The organism is Stenotrophomonas pavanii (genome assembly GCF_900101175.1).
GTDB classification, from domain to species: domain Bacteria; phylum Pseudomonadota; class Gammaproteobacteria; order Xanthomonadales; family Xanthomonadaceae; genus Stenotrophomonas; species Stenotrophomonas pavanii.
The window spans coordinates 1-16,464 of the sequence record NZ_FNFQ01000017.1; the positions used below are offsets into that span (position 1 = coordinate 1).

The window sequence follows — 16,464 nt, forward strand, 5'->3', positions numbered from 1 at the left end:
TTGGTCAGTGCGGCGGTCAGCGTGGTCTTGCCGTGGTCGACGTGACCGATGGTGCCGACGTTGACGTGCGGCTTGGTGCGCTCGAACTTACCCTTTGCCATTGTTCTATACCTTGATTGTTCGTAAGTGGTTTCAAGAGAGGCTGAGCGAGGCTCAGCCCTTCTTCATGACGGCTTCGGCGATGTTGGTCGGAGCCGGCTCGTAGTGATCGAATTCCATGGTGAAGGTGGCGCGGCCCTGGGTCTGCGAACGCAGCGCAGTGGCGTAGCCGAACATTTCACCCAGCGGGATCATCGCGTTGATGATGCTGGCCGAACCGTCACCGGTGGTGTCGGAACCCTGCAGCACGCCGCGACGACGGCTGACGTCGCCCATCACGTCACCCTGGTAATCCTCCGGGGTCACGATCTCGACCTTCATGATCGGCTCCAGCAGCACCGGCTTGGCCTTGGCGAAGCCCTGCTTGAAGGCCATCGACGAAGCCAGCTTGAACGCCATTTCCGAGGAGTCGACGTCGTGGTACGAACCGAACACCAGCTTCACCTTGACGTCCACGACCGGGAAGCCAGCCAGCGGACCGCTGGTGATGGTTTCGCGCAGGCCCTTTTCAACCGACGGAATGAATTCCTTCGGGATCACGCCGCCGGTGATGTCGTTGATGAACAGGAAGTCGTCCTTGATGGCCGGAGCCAGCTTCGGATCGGCACGGTCTTCAGCGGTGATCGGCGACAGCTCGATCACGACGTGACCGTACTGACCCTTACCACCGGACTGCTTGGCGTGCTTGTAGTCCGACTTGACGTCAGCCAGGGTGATGGTTTCGCGGTAGGCCACCTGCGGCGCGCCGACGTTGGCTTCAACGTTGAACTCGCGCTTCAGGCGATCGACGATGATGTCCAGGTGCAGCTCGCCCATGCCCGAGATGATGGTCTGGCCGGATTCTTCGTCGGTCTTGACGCGGAACGACGGATCTTCCTGCGCCAGACGGCCCAGGGCCAGACCCATCTTTTCCTGGTCCGACTTGGTCTTCGGCTCGACGGCCATCGAGATCACCGGCTCCGGGAACGTCATGCGCTCCAGGATGATCGGCGCGTCCACGGCGCACAGGGTGTCACCGGTGGTGGTGTCCTTCAGGCCCACCGCCGCGGCGATGTCGCCGGCCAGAACTTCCTTGATTTCCTCGCGGTTGTTCGAGTGCATCTGCAGGATGCGGCCGATGCGCTCCTTCTTGCCCTTCACCGAGTTCAGCACGGTGTCGCCACCGTTCAGGGTGCCCGAGTAGACGCGGAAGAAGGTCAGCGCGCCGACGAACGGGTCGGTGATGATCTTGAAGGCCAGCGACGAGAACGGAGCCTTGTCGTCCGACTTGCGGGTCATTTCGACGGTGTCGTCGTCAACGTCCACGCCCTTCACGTCCGGCACGTCGACCGGCGACGGCAGCAGCTGGATCACGCCGTCCAGCATGGCCTGCACGCCCTTGTTCTTGAAGGCCGAGCCGCAGTACATCGGCACGATCTCGGTGGCCAGGGTGCGGGTACGCAGCGCGTTGATGATTTCGGCCTCGGCCAGCTCTTCGCCGCCCAGGTACTTTTCCATCAGCTCTTCGCTGGCTTCGGCAGCGGTCTCGACCATGAACTGGCGAGCCTCTTCGGCAGCCGCCTGCAGCTCGGCCGGGATGTCGCTGTACTCGAACTTCATGCCCTGCGAAGCCTCATCCCAATGGATGGCCTTCATCTTCAGCAGGTCGACAACGCCCTTGAAGTTGTCTTCAGCGCCGATCGGCAGCTGCATCGGCACGGCAACGGCGCCCAGCTTGGCCTTCAGCTGGCCGACGACCTTCTGGAAGTTGGCACCGGTGCGGTCCATCTTGTTGACGAACGCGATGCGCGGCACGTGGTACTTGTTGGCCTGGCGCCACACGGTTTCCGACTGCGGCTGCACGCCACCGACGGCGCACAGGACGAAGACGGCACCGTCGAGCACGCGCAGCGAGCGCTCCACTTCGATGGTGAAGTCGACGTGCCCGGGGGTGTCGATGATGTTGAAGCGGTGCTCCGGCAGGGACTTGTCCATGCCCTTCCAGAACGCGGTGGTGGCAGCGGACTGGATCGTGATGCCACGCTCCTGCTCCTGCTCCATCCAGTCCATGGTGGCGGCGCCGTCGTGCACTTCACCGATCTTGTGGCTCTTGCCGGTGTAGAACAGGATGCGCTCGGACGTGGTGGTCTTGCCGGCATCGATGTGAGCCATGATGCCGAAGTTGCGGTAACGCTCGATGGGAGTGGAACGGGCCACGGGAGCCTCTCAGATTTCTTGGATTTCGGATGGCCGAACGCCGCCTTTCGGCGGCCTTCGGATTGGCGCAGTCCTTCTGGGACCGCGAGGCAGCACGCACCTAAGTGGCGCTGCCCTGCCTGTTTTACAAGGCCGTCAAACTCACCAGCGGTAGTGGGCGAAGGCCTTGTTGGCTTCGGCCATGCGGTGGGTTTCTTCGCGCTTCTTGATGGCGCCGCCACGGTTTTCCGAGGCGTCGATCAGTTCAGCAGCCAGCTTCTTCGGCATGGTGTTCTCGCCACGCTTGCGCGCGGAGTCGATCAGCCAGCGCATGGCCAGGGCCATCTTGCGCGACGAACGCACTTCGACCGGCACCTGGTAGGTGGCACCACCGACGCGGCGCGACTTGACTTCGACCGCCGGAGCGACGTTGTCCAGAGCCTTCTGCACCAGGTCAATGGCGTTGGCGCTGCTGTTCTTCTCGGTGATCACGTCCATGGCGCCGTACACGATCTTTTCGGCGACGGACTTCTTGCCGCTCTGCATGACCATGTTGATGAAGCGGGCGATGGTTTCGCTTCCGTGCTTCGGATCGGGCAGGACGGAACGCTGCGGAGTATTACCCTTACGCGACATAGTGCTCTCTCCTTATGCCTTCGGACGCTTGGCGCCGTACTTGGAACGGGCCTGGCGACGCTTGGCAACGCCGGCGGCGTCGAGCGAGCCACGAACGGTGTGGTAACGCACACCCGGCAGGTCCTTGACGCGACCGCCGCGGATCAGGACCACGGAGTGCTCCTGCAGGTTGTGGCCTTCACCACCGATGTAGGAAATCACTTCTTCCTGGTTGGTCAGGCGGACCTTGGCAACCTTGCGCAGAGCCGAGTTCGGCTTCTTCGGAGTGGTGGTGTAGACACGGGTGCAGACGCCACGGCGCTGCGGGCACTTGTCGAGCGCCGGCGAGGCACTCTTGTAGGTGGTCGCTTGCCGCGGCTTGCGGACCAGCTGGTTGATCGTCGCCATCAGTAGGTTCTTCTGATTGGTGGCCGGAAAATCCGACCAGAGATGCGGAAATGTTAAAGCAGGCCAAAATTCTGGCCTGCTGAGACAGACGATTGTAGCAACCTGCCAGGAAAGCAGTCAAACGCCTCCTGTCAAGCCCGTCCCTGATCCCGGGACGTTACTGGGGGGCCTCCATGTACCCCGTTCAGGTTGGCCGGGCCGATCGCGGACGATCGCCCCTGCCCTTTCCCAATCCCGTCGATGCACCGACGGGGTGGTCCGGCCGTGTGGCCGGACCGGATGCCTCATTCTTCGCCCGAAGCCTGTTCAGCTTCAGCTTCAACCACTGCGGCCTCGGCGACGGCCGGGGTACCGGCCAGGGTCTGCATCTCCGACTCGGTGAGACCGGAGGCGCCGCGACGACGGTTGCTGTGGTACGCCAGGCCGGTACCGGCCGGAATCAGGCGACCCACGATGACGTTTTCCTTCAGGCCGCGCAGGTTGTCCGAGGTGCCGCGGACGGCCGCTTCGGTCAGCACGCGGGTGGTTTCCTGGAACGATGCGGCCGAGATGAACGATTCGGTCGCCAGCGATGCCTTGGTGATGCCGAGCAGGACCGGATCGAAACGTGCCGGCAGCTCGTTGCGGGTCGACAGGCGCGCATTCTCCTCGATAACGCGCTGACGCTCCACCTGTTCGCCGTTCAGGAACTTGCTGCCGCCCTGGTCGGTGATCTCGACCTTGCGCAGCATCTGGCGGGTGATCACCTCGATGTGCTTGTCGTTGATCTTCACGCCCTGCAGGCGGTACACGTCCTGGATTTCCTTCACCAGGTAGGCCGCCAGCGGCTCGACACCCAGCAGGCGCAGGATGTCCTGCGGGCTCGGCTCGCCGTCCACGATGGTTTCACCCTTGGTGACATGCTCGCCTTCGAACACGATCACCTGACGGTACTTCGGGATCAGCTCTTCGTGCTCCGAACCATCGGTGTCCTTGATGATCAGGCGCTGCTTGCCCTTGGTGTCCTTGCCGAAGCTGATGATGCCCGAACGCTCGGCCAGCACCGCCGGATCCTTCGGCTTGCGCGCTTCGAACAGGTCGGCCACGCGCGGCAGACCACCGGTGATGTCGCGGGTCTTCGACGCTTCCTGCGGGATCTTGGCGACGACGTCGCCCACGCCCACCGGGGCGCCATCCTGCAGGTTGACGATCGAACGCGGCGGCAGCAGGTACTGCGCCGGCAGGTCGGTGCCCGGGATCGACAGGTCGTTGCCCTTGGCATCAACGATGCGCACGATCGGGCGCAGGTCCTTGGCCTGGGTACCACGACGCTTCGGATCGGTGATCTCGCGCGAGGCCAGGCCGGTCAGCTCGTCGGTCTTCTCGATGACGGTGATGCCGTCGACGAAGTCGATGAAGCGGATGAAGCCGGCCACTTCCGACACGATCGGGTGGTTATGCGGATCCCAGTTGGCCACGGTCTGGCCCGCCTTGATCGCATCACCGTCCTTGGACGTGATAGTCGCACCGTACGGCAGCTTGTAACGCTCACGCTCACGGCCGTGGGCATCGAGCACCGAGATTTCGCCCGAGCGCGACACTGCCACCAGCGAGCCGTTGGCATGCTCGACCGACTTGAGGTTGCTGAACTTGACCGAGCCGGTGGTCTTGACGGTGATGTTGTCGACCGCTGCAGCTCGCGACGCCGCACCACCGATGTGGAACGTACGCATGGTCAGCTGGGTACCCGGCTCACCGATGGACTGGGCGGCGATGACGCCGACCGCTTCACCGATGTTGACCAGGTGGCCACGGGCCAGGTCGCGGCCGTAGCAGCGCGAGCAGACACCGAACGCCGATTCGCAGGAGATGGTCGAGCGGACCTTGATGGTCTGCACGCCGGCATCTTCCAGCTTGGCGACCCAGGCTTCGTCGAGCAGGGTGTTGCGGGTGACGATCGGATCCTCGTCGTTGCCCGGCAGGAACACGTCCTCGGCAACCACGCGGCCCAGCACGCGGTCCTTCAGCGGCTCGACCACGTCGCCGCCTTCCACGATCGGGGTCATGATCAGGCCTTCGGTGGTACCGCAATCCACCTCGGTGATCACCACGTCCTGCGCGACGTCGACCAGACGACGGGTCAGGTAACCCGAGTTCGCGGTCTTCAGCGCGGTATCGGCCAGACCCTTACGGGCACCGTGGGTGGAGTTGAAGTACTCCTGCACGTTCAGGCCTTCGCGGAAGTTCGCCTTGATGGGCGTCTCGATGATCGAGCCGTCCGGGCGGGCCATCAGGCCGCGCATGCCGGCCAGCTGACGGATCTGCGCCTGCGAACCACGCGCACCGGAGTCGGCCATGATGTACAGCGAGTTCATCGACTTCTGGTCGATGGTCTCACCCTTGGCATTGACCACCTTCTCGGTACCGATGGTGTCCATCATCGCCTTGGCGATGCGCTCGTTGGTGCGCGACCAGATGTCGACCACCTTGTTGTAGCGCTCGCCGGCGGTGACCAGGCCCGACTGGTACTGCTCCTGGATTTCCAGCACTTCGGCTTCGGCCTCGGTGAGGATGCCCTTCTTCTCGTCCGGGATCAGCATGTCGTCGATGCCGATCGAGACGCCGGCGCGGGTCGCGTAGGCGAAGCCGGTGTACATCAGCTTGTCGGCGAACACGACCGTGTCCTTCAGGCCCAGCTGGCGGTAGCTGGAGTTGATCAGGCGGCTGATGTTCTTCTTGGTCAGCTCGGTGTTGGCCAGCGCGAACGGCAGGCCTTCCGGCAGGATTTCAGCCAGCAGGGCGCGACCGATCGTGGTGTCCACGATCGAGGTCTTGTTCTGCTTGTTGCCGTCTTCGTCGGTCACCACCTCGGTGATGCGGACCTTGACCTTGGCGTGCAGTTCCACCACGCGGTTGTCATAGGCGCGCTTGACTTCGGCGATGTTGGCGAAGGCCATGCCCTCACCCTTCTTGTTCTCCAGCGAGCGGGTCATGTAGTACAGACCCAGCACGACGTCCTGCGACGGCACGATGATCGGCTCGCCGTTGGCCGGCGACAGGATGTTGTTGGTCGACATCATCAGCGCACGCGCTTCCAGCTGGGCTTCCAGCGAGAGCGGCACGTGGACGGCCATCTGGTCACCGTCGAAGTCGGCGTTGAACGCGGTGCAGACCAGCGGGTGCAGCTGGATGGCCTTGCCTTCGATCAGCACCGGCTCGAACGCCTGGATGCCCAGGCGGTGCAGGGTCGGCGCACGGTTCAGCATCACCGGATGCTCGCGGATGACCTCTTCCAGGATGTCCCAGACTTCGGCTTCTTCGCGCTCGACCAGCTTCTTGGCGGCCTTGATGGTGGTGGCCAGGCCACGACGCTGCAGCTTGGCGAAGACGAACGGCTTGAACAGCTCCAGCGCCATCTTCTTCGGCAGGCCGCACTGGTGCAGGCGCAGGTACGGACCGACCACGATGACCGAACGGCCCGAGTAGTCGACGCGCTTGCCGAGCAGGTTCTGGCGGAAGCGACCCTGCTTGCCCTTGATCATGTCGGCCAGCGACTTCAGCGGGCGCTTGTTGGTGCCGGTGATGGCACGGCCGCGACGGCCGTTGTCCAGCAGCGCATCGACCGATTCCTGCAGCATGCGCTTTTCATTGCGCACGATGATGTCCGGCGCGCTCAGTTCGAGCAGGCGGCGCAGGCGGTTGTTGCGGTTGATGACGCGGCGGTACAGGTCGTTCAGGTCGGAGGTCGCGAAGCGGCCGCCATCCAGCGGAACCAGCGGGCGCAGGTCCGGCGGCAGCACCGGCAGCACGGTCATGACCATCCACTCCGGACGGTTGCCCGATTCCAGGAAGGCCTCGATCAGCTTGATGCGCTTGGTCAGTCGCTTCAGCTTGGTTTCCGAACCGGTCGCAGCGATTTCCTCGCGCAGGCGGGTCATCTCCGACTGCAGGTCGATCGTGCGCAGCAGCTCGTACACCGCCTCGGCGCCCATCGCGGCGTCGAAGTCGTCACCGTGCTCCTGGCGGGCCTGCAGGTACTGTTCTTCGGTCAGCAGCTGGCGACGCTCCAGGGCGGTCAGGCCCGGCTCGGTCACCACGTACGCTTCGAAGTACAGCACGCGCTCGATGTCGCGCAGGGTCATGTCCAGCATCAGGCCGATGCGCGACGGCAGCGACTTCAGGAACCAGATGTGCGCGACCGGCGAAGCCAGGTCGATGTGGCCCATGCGCTCACGACGCACCTTGGCCAGGGTCACTTCGGTGCCGCACTTTTCGCAGACCACGCCGCGGTGCTTCATGCGCTTGTACTTGCCGCACAGGCACTCGTAGTCCTTCACCGGGCCGAAGATGGCGGCGCAGAACAGGCCGTCGCGTTCCGGCTTGAAGGTACGGTAGTTGATGGTTTCCGGCTTCTTCACTTCGCCGAAGGACCACGAACGGATCAGGTCCGGCGAGGCCAGCGCGATCTTGATCGCGTCGAAGTCCAGCGTCTGGCGCTGCTGGTTGAAGAGGTTGAGCAGGTCTTTCATGGTGTTCTCCAGAAGGAGGAATGCTGTGTCGATGGGCTTTCAGTTCACTGCCAGCGGCGCGGCGGCGGGGGCCGCCGCGCCGGCATGGATCAGTTGTCTTCCAGTTCCATGTTGATGGCCAGCGAGCGGATTTCCTTCACGAGCACGTTGAAGGATTCCGGCATGCCCGCGACCATCTCGTGCTCACCGTCGACGATGTTCTTGTACATCTGGTTGCGGCCCTGCACGTCATCGGACTTCACCGTCAGCATTTCCTGCAGGGTGTAGGCCGCGCCGTAGGCTTCCAGCGCCCAGACTTCCATTTCACCGAAGCGCTGGCCGCCGAACTGCGCCTTGCCGCCCAGCGGCTGCTGGGTGACGAGCGAGTACGGACCGGTCGAACGCGCGTGCATCTTGTCGTCGACCAGGTGGTTCAGCTTCAGGTAGTGCATGTAACCGACGGTGGTGTGGCGATCGAAGGCTTCACCGGTGCGGCCGTCGTACAGCTGGGTCTGGCCACTGCTCGGCAGGTCGGCCAGTTCCAGCATGCGCTTGATTTCCGCTTCGGTGGCGCCGTCGAACACCGGGGTGGCCATCGGCACGCCGTCGGTCAGGTTGCGGGCCAGACGCAGCAGTTCCTCGTCGCTGAACTGCGACAGGTCGACACGGTTGGCCACGTTGGTGTCGTCGTGGTTGTAGATGTCGTCCAGGAACTTGCGCAGGTCGGCCACCGCGGCCTGGGCTTCCAGCATCGCCTGGATCTTGCGACCCAGGCCCTTGGCCGCCCAGCCCAGGTGCACTTCCAGGATCTGGCCGATGTTCATGCGCGACGGCACGCCCAGCGGGTTCAGCACGATGTCCACGGTTTCGCCCGAGGCCATGTACGGCATGTCCTCGACCGGCACCACGTTGGAGACCACACCCTTGTTGCCGTGGCGGCCTGCCATCTTGTCGCCCGGCTGGATGCGGCGCTTCACGGCCAGGAACACCTTGACCATCTTCAGCACGCCCGGAGCGAGGTCGTCACCGGCGGTGATCTTGCCGCGCTTGTCGGCGAAGCGACGCTCGAATTCCTTCTCGTGCGCCTGGATCTGCTTCTGCGCGCGCTCGATGGCTTCCGAAGCGTCTTCGTCCTTCATGCGCAGCGCGAACCAGTCAGCCTTCTTCAGGCCGTCCAGGAAGGCGTCGGTGATCACGTCGCCCTTCTTCAGGCCAGCGCCGCCGTTGACCACCTTGCCCACGATCTGCGAACGCAGACGCATGTAGATGGCGGCTTCCAGGATGCGGAACTGGTCGTCGAAGTCCTTCTTGACGCGCTTGATTTCAGACTCTTCGATCTGGCGGGCGCGCTTGTCCTTCTCGATGCCGTCGCGGGTGAAGACCTGCACGTCGATGACGGTGCCGTCCATGCCCGGCGGAACGCGCAGCGAGCTGTCCTTCACGTCCGAAGCCTTCTCGCCGAAGATCGCGCGCAGCAGCTTCTCTTCCGGGGTCAGCTGGCTTTCGCCCTTCGGGGTGACCTTGCCGACCAGGATGTCGCCGGCACGGACTTCCGCGCCGATGTACACCACGCCGCTCTCGTCCAGGCGGTTCAGCGCCTGCTCGGAGACGTTCGGGATGTCGGCGGAGATTTCCTCCGGCCCCAGCTTGGTGTCACGCGCGACGCAGGTCAGCTCTTCGATGTGGATCGTGGTGTAACGATCCTCTTCCACCACGCGCTCGGAGAGCAGGATGGAGTCTTCGAAGTTGTAGCCGTTCCACGGCATGAACGCGATCAGCATGTTCTGGCCGAGGGCCAGTTCGCCGATGTCGGTGGACGGGCCGTCGGCCAGCACGTCGCCGCGGGCGATGACGTCACCGACCTGGACCAGCGGACGCTGGTTGATGCAGGTGTTCTGGTTCGAACGGGTGTACTTGACCAGGTTGTAGATGTCCACGCCTGCGTCGGTGGCGCCAACGATCTCTTCCTCGTTGACCTTGACCACGATGCGGGCCGCGTCGATCTGCACGATCTCGCCGCCACGGCGGGCGTTCACGGTCACGCCGGAGTCGCGCGCCACGGCGCGCTCGATGCCGGTACCCACCAGCGGCTTCTGCGCACGCAGGGTCGGCACGGCCTGACGCTGCATGTTGGCGCCCATCAGTGCGCGGTTGGCGTCATCGTGCTCCAGGAACGGAACCAGCGCGGCCGCGATCGACACGGTCTGCATCGGCGAGACGTCCATGAAGTGGACTTCCGCCGGCGGCTTCAGCAGCGATTCGCCCTGGAAGCGGCACGGGACGAACTGCTCGGTCAGGGTGCCCTTGGCGTCGGTCAGCGCGTTGGCCTGCGCAATGACGTACTCGTTTTCTTCGATCGCCGACAGGAACTCGACTTCGTCATAGACCTTGCCGTCCACGACCTTGCGGTACGGGGTCTCGAGGAAACCGTACTGGTTGGTGCGGGCGTACACGGCCAGCGAGTTGATCAGGCCGATGTTCGGGCCTTCCGGGGTTTCGATGGTGCAGACGCGGCCGTAATGGGTCGGGTGCACGTCGCGCACTTCGAAGCCGGCGCGCTCGCGGGTCAGACCGCCCGGACCCAGCGCCGAGACGCGACGCTTGTGCGTCACTTCCGACAGCGGGTTGTTCTGGTCCATGAACTGCGACAGCTGCGAGGAGCCGAAGAACTCCTTGATGGCAGCGGCGACCGGCTTGGCGTTGATCAGCTCCTGCGGGGTCAGGCCTTCCGACTCGGCCATCGACAGGCGCTCCTTGACCGCGCGCTCGACACGGACCAGGCCGACGCGGAACACGTTCTCGGCCATTTCACCGACAGAGCGCACGCGACGGTTGCCCAGGTGATCGATGTCGTCGACCACGCCGCGACCGTTGCGGATCTCGGTCAGGACCTTGATCACGTCCAGGATGTCGGAGCTGTCGCCGTGGGCGGCGACCAGGCGCTTGGACTCTTCGTCGTTGCGCTCACCGAAGTACTTGCTGTCGTACAGCACGGCTTCGCCGGTGGTTTCCTTGCGGCCCACGCGACGGTTGAACTTCATGCGGCCGACCGCGGACAGGTCGTAGCGCTCGAAGGTGAAGAACAGGTTGTGGAACAGGTTCTGCGCGGCATCCTTGGTCGGCGGCTCGCCCGGACGCATCATGCGGTAGATCTCGACCAGGGCTTCCAGCTGGGTCTTGGTCGGGTCGATGCGCAGGGTGTTGGACAGGTACGGGCCACGATCCAGGTCGTTCACCCACAGGGTGCCGACCGCGTCAACGCCGGCCTTGCGGAAGGCCTGCAGCTGCTCGTCGGTGATCTCGTCGTTGGCCTGGGCCAGCAGTTCGCCGGTCGAGGCATCGACCACGTCGTGCGACAGGATGCGGCCGACGATGTAGTCGTCCGGCACGGCCAGGGCGGCGATGCCCGAGGCTTCCAGCTGCTTGATGTGGCGTGCGGTGATGCGCTTGCCGGCTTCCACGATGACCTTGTCGCCGTCGGCGAGGTCGAAGCCCAGGGTTTCGCCACGCAGGCGCTCGGGCACCAGCTCCAGCTGGACGCCTTCATCCGGGTTGATGTGGAAGGTGTTGATCTCGAAGAACTCGGCCAGCATCTCTTCGTTGCTGTAGCCAAGCGCGCGCAGCAGGATCGACACCGGCAGCTTGCGGCGGCGGTCGATACGGGTGAACAGCGCGTCCTTCGGGTCGAACTCGAAGTCCAGCCAGGAGCCGCGGTAAGGAATGATGCGGGCGCTGTACAGCAGCTTGCCCGAGCTGTGGGTCTTGCCACGGTCGTGGTCGAAGAACACGCCCGGCGAGCGGTGCAGCTGGGAGACGATGACGCGCTCGGTGCCGTTGACGATGAAGGTGCCGTTCTCGGTCATCAGCGGGATTTCGCCCAGATAGACCTCCTGCTCCTTCACGTACTTGATGGCCTTGGTCGACGACTCGCGGTCGTAGATCACCAGGCGCACGGTGACGCGCAGCGGGGCGCCGTAGCTCATGCCGCGCTGGCGGCACTCACGCTCGTCGAAGACCGGTTCGCCCAGCTTGTAGCCGACGTATTCCAGGGCAGCATTGCCGCTGTAGCTGGCGATCGGGAAGACCGACTTCAGCGCGGCATGCAGGCCGTGGTCCGTGCGCTTGGCCGGATCGACGTTTTCCTGCAGGAATTCACGATAGGAATCCACCTGGATGGCGAGCAGGAACGGCACTTCGAGAATCGAGCGCTGCTTGCCGAAATCCTTGCGGATGCGCTTTTTTTCGGTGAACGAATAGGACGTCATGAGGTCTTCCACCTTGTTGTGCGGGCCGTGCGTCCACGACCCTGAAGGGAACTTGAAATTGTCAGTTGGAAGTCGCTGGTATTGCCGGCACCAGCACGCCTTCTCCCGCTACTTCCAACTGCCAACTCGTCTGCTACCACGCCCCCGCTGCCGCGCCGTGCGCTGGCCTGCCGGGGTTTGACTGCAGCCCGTGTTGGGCTTTTTTCCTGCTTTTGAAACGGTAGAGTCGACTGTTGGTCGACTTCCTTCACAGCAGTCGACCAACCGTCGACTCTACACCACCGCAACAACGACCAAAGGCCGGGGGCTTACGCCCCCAGCCTTGGCTGCATCGCCGCGAATCGATGACGATGCAAGGGAACTGCTTACTTGACTTCGACAGTCGCGCCAGCAGCTTCCAGGTCCTTCTTCATCTTCTCGGCGTCTTCCTTCGAAGCGCCTTCCTTCAGGACGCCACCGGCTTCGGCCAGGTCCTTCGCTTCCTTCAGGCCCAGGCCGGTGATGGCGCGGACGGCCTTGATGACCTCGACCTTCTTCTCGCCGGCGGTCTTCAGGGTGACGGTGAATTCGGTCTGCTCTTCAACAGCAGCAGCCGGGCCAGCGGCAGCAGCCACGGCAACCGGAGCAGCGGCGGAGACGCCGAACTTCTCTTCGATGGCCTTGACCAGCTCCATCACTTCCATCAGGGACTTCTCGGCGATGGCGTCGACGATCTGTTCGTTGGTAAGGGACATGATAAATACCTTTGGATGATTTTCTGGGTTGAGGTTCCGTCAGGAACCACGGTAAGTCGAAACTCAGGCGGTCTCGGCGGCCGGCTCGGCAGCGTCGGCGGCGACGTCGCCACCACCCTGCTTCTCGCCAACGGCCTTGATGGCGCGGGCGAACATCGTGACCGGCTCGGTCAGGACGCGGGCCAGCATGGCCAGGGCCTGGTCGCGGGTCGGCAGCGAGGCCAGCACTTCGACGTGGCTTGCCGGGAACACTTCGCCACCGATGGCGACGACCTTAGCCTTCAGCTTGTCGTTGCCCTTGGCGGCTTCCTTGATCAGGCGACCGGCAGCGCCGGGCTCCTCGAGCGAGAACGCGTACAGCAGCGGACCAACCATCTGGTCCTGGGCGACTGCGAACTCGGTGCCTTCAACGGCGCGCGAAGCCAGGGTGTTCTTGACAACCTTCAAGAAAACACCGGTTTCACGAGCCTGCTTGCGCATCGCGGTCATCTGGGCGACCGTGGTGCCAGCGTATTCGGCTGCGATCAAGGAGTGGGCCTTGGCGGCGACGTCTGCCAGCTCGGCGACTACTTCTTGCTTCTGGGACAGATTGAGAGCCATTGCACTCCTCCTATTGAACTCCGCTTACGGCTCCTGCCGTGTGCGGTCCTGTGCGGCATCCGTCCTGGACGCCGGGAACATCGGGATGATGTTCCGGGGGTGGGCCGTTCTAGACCTGGAGTGGGCCAACCTGGGAAACCCAGACGTGCGTGAACCAGAAAAACTCCAGAAGGGCACCATCTACGCAGGGTGATTCCGGGGAATCGATTAAGCGTTCATGACTGCTCCGGCGGCGACTCCTTGCCAGATCGAGCCTCCCTGCCCGTCGCCGGTATTGCCACGACCGCGCCTGCGGTCTTTGACGGCTACCGCAGGCGATGCACTGCCAGCGATGCCTTCAAATGTCACGGTCACGGCACCGAAATGCCGTGACCGCTCGAAACGATTACTTCAGGGTCAGCGACGACTGGTCGACGGTGACGCCCGGGCCCATCGTCGAGCTGACCGAAACCTTCTGCAGGTAGGTGCCCTTCGAGGTGGCCGGCTTGGCCTTGATCAGGTCCAGCAGCAGCGCGGTCAGGTTCGACTTCAGTGCGTCTTCGGCGAAGTCGGCCTTGCCGATGGTGCAGTGGATGATGCCGGCCTTGTCGGTGCGGTAACGGACCTGGCCCGACTTGGCGTTCTTCACGGCTTCACCCGGGTTCGGGGAAACGGTGCCGACCTTCGGGTTCGGCATCAGGCCGCGCGGGCCCAGCACGGTGCCCAGCTTGCCGACGACGCGCATGGCGTCCGGGGTCGCGATGACGACGTCGTAGTTCAGATCGCCGGCCTGCATCTTCTCGGCCAGATCGTCCATACCGACGGCTTCGGCGCCAGCGGCCAGGGCTTCGTCAGCCTTGGCACCGGCCGGAGCGAACACGGCGACGCGGACCGACTTGCCGGTACCGGCCGGCAGCACGGTGGAGCCACGGACCTGCTGGTCGGACTTCTTCGCATCGACGCCCAGGCGCACGGCAACGTCGATCGACTCGACGAACTTGGCCTTGGTGGCGGTCTTCAGGATGTTGATCGCGTCCTCGAAGGCATATGCCTTGCCCGGAACGACGGCGGCCTTGATGGCCTTCTCACGCTTGGTCTGTGCCATCTTATTAACCCTCCACCACGAGGCCCATGGAACGGGCAGAGCCAGCGATGGTACGCACGGCGGCGTCCAGGTCGGCGGCAGTCAGATCCGGTTCCTTCGCCTTGGCGATCTCTTCCAGCTGCTTACGGGTGACCTTGCCGACCTTCTCAGTGTTCGGGCGCTTGGAGCCCGACGAGATGCCAGCGGCCTTCTTCAGCAGGGTGGTGGCCGGGGTGCTCTTGGTGATGAAGGTGAACGTACGGTCCGAGTAGGCCGTGATGATCACCGGAACCGGCAGACCCGGCTCGAGCTTCTGCGTAGCAGCGTTGAACGCCTTGCAGAATTCCATGATGTTCAGACCACGCTGACCCAGCGCGGGACCGACCGGCGGCGAGGGGTTGGCCTGACCGGCCTTCACCTGCAGCTTGATGTAACCGACAACTTTCTTTGCCATGTGAGTGCTCTCCGGGTGCTAGCGCCTTTCGACAACAGGCTCCCCATCGGACCGGGAATCACGCGTCCCGGCATCGCGTTTTGAAATCATGCCGAAGGCCACCTTTCGGCGGCCTCGTCCTGCTGGCTTCCCAGCGGGGAGCCGCGCACTATAACAGGTTTTTTCTTCAGATGCCTGAAGCGGCATCTAAACGAACGAAACCGGGCGCCGCCCGGTTTCTGGTCCGGCGTCGAGCGTGGCTCGACCCGACAGACAGGTCAGACGGCCTTTTCGACCTGGCCGAACTCGAGTTCGACCGGCGTGGCACGGCCGAAGATCAGCACCGAGACGCGCAGACGGCTCTTCTCGTAGTTGACCTCTTCGACGACGCCGTTGAAATCGTTGAACGGGCCGTCGGTGACACGGACCATCTGGCCCGGCTCGAACAGCACCTTGGGACGCGGCTTCTCGACACCTTCCTGAACGCGGTTCAGGATGGCCTCGGCCTCGGAATCGGCGATCGGCAGCGGGCGATCAGCGGTACCGCCGATGAAGCCCATCACGCGCGGGGTTTCCTTGACCAGATGCCAGCTTTCGTTGTCGATGCGCGGAATGCCGGCTTCTTCGTGGGTCTCGATCTGGACCAGCACATAGCCCGGGAAGAACTTGCGCTCGGAGCGGCGCTTCTGGCCAGCGCGCATCTCGACCACTTCTTCGGTCGGAACCAGGACGTCGCCGAAGCGCTCTTCCATGCCGTCACGGACGATGCGATCGCGCAGGGCCTGCGCCACCGACTTCTCGAAGCCCGAATAGGCGTGAACGACGTACCAACGCTTCATGCAATTCTCCTTAGCGGCTCAGGAACCACTGAGTCAGTTTCTGGATCAGGAAGTCGAAGCCACCCAGCAGCAGGCTGAGGATGAGCACCACGACGATCACGACCCAGGTCATGCGGATGGCTTCCTGGCGCGTCGGCCAGACCACCTTGCGCAGTTCGAAGCGCGACTCGGAGAGGAATTCGCGGGTGTCGCGCCCCTTGCCGGTCAGCATGAACACGCCGATACCGCCAACCAGACCGACCACGACCGCCAACGCACGCACCTGACCCGCCCACGCACCCAGCTGGGCGGCGCGACCGGAGTCGGCGGAGAACCAGAACCAGACGAACAGACCGGCCAGCACCAGCAACGATGCGGCGACATACTTGACGATATCTCCACCATTGGCGGAGTTGTCCTTGGAGTGTTCGATCTTGCTATTCATCCGGCTGTGTCTGCTTTAGCGGCGCAGGCCGCTGGGTAAGGTGGGCAGATGGCACGCCAGGAGGGACTCGAACCCCCAACCTGCGGTTTTGGAGACCGCTGCTCTGCCAATTGAGCTACTGGCGTACGTTGAAAACTTGCCTTCCCTTAGACGGCGAAGGCGGACCGAGGTTCCCGGCCCGCCATTCGCGTAACCGGCGGCGCTATGCAACCACCGGTACTGCAGGCTTACTCGATGATCTTCGAGACCACGCCGGCGCCGACGGTACGGCCGCCTTCGCGGATGGCGAAGCGCAGGCCTTCGTCCATGGCCACCGGGTTGA

Annotated in this window: 13 protein-coding genes and 1 tRNA gene; all 14 read right to left on the reverse strand. The window is 63.7% G+C overall.

Features of this window, described 5'->3' with window-relative positions; genetic code table 11:
- On the reverse strand, window positions 1–101 hold a 101-nt coding region (locus BLS66_RS20265), incomplete at its 3' end, for a GTP-binding protein (protein WP_031270842.1).
- A 52-nt stretch (window positions 102–153) separates the two neighbouring features.
- Complete coding sequence (gene fusA, locus BLS66_RS20270) at window positions 154–2,295, reverse strand: elongation factor G (RefSeq protein WP_049470847.1); 2,142 nt, start codon at window positions 2,293–2,295, stop codon at window positions 154–156.
- 141 nt (window positions 2,296–2,436) lie between these two features.
- Window positions 2,437–2,910: a 30S ribosomal protein S7 gene (gene rpsG / locus BLS66_RS20275; protein ID WP_014036101.1), complete on the reverse strand. Its 474-nt coding sequence runs from the start codon at window positions 2,908–2,910 to the stop codon at window positions 2,437–2,439.
- 12 nt (window positions 2,911–2,922) lie between these two features.
- A complete protein-coding gene (rpsL, locus tag BLS66_RS20280; protein WP_004145320.1) occupies window positions 2,923–3,297 on the reverse strand; it encodes a 30S ribosomal protein S12 in 375 nt (124 codons plus the stop codon).
- Window positions 3,298–3,581: 284 nt separating this feature from the next.
- Window positions 3,582–7,805 carry a DNA-directed RNA polymerase subunit beta' gene (rpoC, locus tag BLS66_RS20285; RefSeq protein WP_049470850.1) on the reverse strand — a complete coding sequence of 1,408 codons (4,224 nt, stop codon included), beginning with the start codon at window positions 7,803–7,805 and terminating at the stop codon, window positions 3,582–3,584.
- 89 nt (window positions 7,806–7,894) lie between these two features.
- Window positions 7,895–12,049 carry a DNA-directed RNA polymerase subunit beta gene (rpoB, locus tag BLS66_RS20290; RefSeq protein WP_019662235.1) on the reverse strand — a complete coding sequence of 1,385 codons (4,155 nt, stop codon included), beginning with the start codon at window positions 12,047–12,049 and terminating at the stop codon, window positions 7,895–7,897.
- 365 nt (window positions 12,050–12,414) lie between these two features.
- On the reverse strand, window positions 12,415–12,783 hold the full coding sequence (gene rplL / locus BLS66_RS20295; RefSeq protein ID WP_014646047.1) for a 50S ribosomal protein L7/L12: 369 nt from the start codon (window positions 12,781–12,783) through the stop codon (window positions 12,415–12,417).
- A 63-nt stretch (window positions 12,784–12,846) separates the two neighbouring features.
- Complete coding sequence (gene rplJ, locus BLS66_RS20300; RefSeq protein WP_010480377.1) at window positions 12,847–13,383, reverse strand: 50S ribosomal protein L10; 537 nt, start codon at window positions 13,381–13,383, stop codon at window positions 12,847–12,849.
- Between the two features lie 385 nt (window positions 13,384–13,768).
- Complete coding sequence (gene rplA, locus BLS66_RS20310) at window positions 13,769–14,467, reverse strand: 50S ribosomal protein L1 (protein ID WP_014646045.1); 699 nt, start codon at window positions 14,465–14,467, stop codon at window positions 13,769–13,771.
- Between the two features lie 4 nt (window positions 14,468–14,471).
- On the reverse strand, window positions 14,472–14,900 hold the full coding sequence (rplK, locus tag BLS66_RS20315; RefSeq protein ID WP_004145248.1) for a 50S ribosomal protein L11: 429 nt from the start codon (window positions 14,898–14,900) through the stop codon (window positions 14,472–14,474).
- A 257-nt stretch (window positions 14,901–15,157) separates the two neighbouring features.
- Window positions 15,158–15,718 (reverse strand): transcription termination/antitermination protein NusG, encoded by a 561-nt coding sequence (nusG, locus tag BLS66_RS20320; RefSeq protein WP_004154362.1) that lies wholly within the window; start codon window positions 15,716–15,718, stop codon window positions 15,158–15,160.
- A 10-nt stretch (window positions 15,719–15,728) separates the two neighbouring features.
- Entirely contained in the window at window positions 15,729–16,142 is a 414-nt protein-coding gene (gene secE / locus BLS66_RS20325; protein WP_014646044.1) for a preprotein translocase subunit SecE, read from the reverse strand.
- Window positions 16,143–16,191: 49 nt separating this feature from the next.
- Window positions 16,192–16,267 (reverse strand) — tRNA-Trp (locus BLS66_RS20330).
- Between the two features lie 102 nt (window positions 16,268–16,369).
- Window positions 16,370–16,464, reverse strand: a 95-nt coding sequence (locus BLS66_RS20335; RefSeq protein WP_074726645.1) for an EF-Tu C-terminal domain-related protein, incomplete at its 5' end; no start/stop codon positions are given.

Excerpts from the sequence above, each read along its gene's own strand:
- rpsG (WP_014036101.1), bottom strand. The coding sequence starts at position 2,910 with ATGTCGCGTAAGGGTAATACTCCGCAGCGTTCCGTCCTGCCCGATCCG.
- rpsL (WP_004145320.1), bottom strand. The coding sequence starts at position 3,297 with ATGGCGACGATCAACCAGCTGGTCCGCAAGCCGCGGCAAGCGACCACC.
- rpoC (WP_049470850.1), bottom strand. The coding sequence starts at position 7,805 with ATGAAAGACCTGCTCAACCTCTTCAACCAGCAGCGCCAGACGCTGGAC.
- rpoB (WP_019662235.1), bottom strand. The coding sequence starts at position 12,049 with ATGACGTCCTATTCGTTCACCGAAAAAAAGCGCATCCGCAAGGATTTC.
- rplL (WP_014646047.1), bottom strand. The coding sequence starts at position 12,783 with ATGTCCCTTACCAACGAACAGATCGTCGACGCCATCGCCGAGAAGTCC.
- rplJ (WP_010480377.1), bottom strand. The coding sequence starts at position 13,383 with ATGGCTCTCAATCTGTCCCAGAAGCAAGAAGTAGTCGCCGAGCTGGCA.
- rplA (WP_014646045.1), bottom strand. The coding sequence starts at position 14,467 with ATGGCACAGACCAAGCGTGAGAAGGCCATCAAGGCCGCCGTCGTTCCG.
- rplK (WP_004145248.1), bottom strand. The coding sequence starts at position 14,900 with ATGGCAAAGAAAGTTGTCGGTTACATCAAGCTGCAGGTGAAGGCCGGT.
- nusG (WP_004154362.1), bottom strand. The coding sequence starts at position 15,718 with ATGAAGCGTTGGTACGTCGTTCACGCCTATTCGGGCTTCGAGAAGTCG.
- secE (WP_014646044.1), bottom strand. The coding sequence starts at position 16,142 with ATGAATAGCAAGATCGAACACTCCAAGGACAACTCCGCCAATGGTGGA.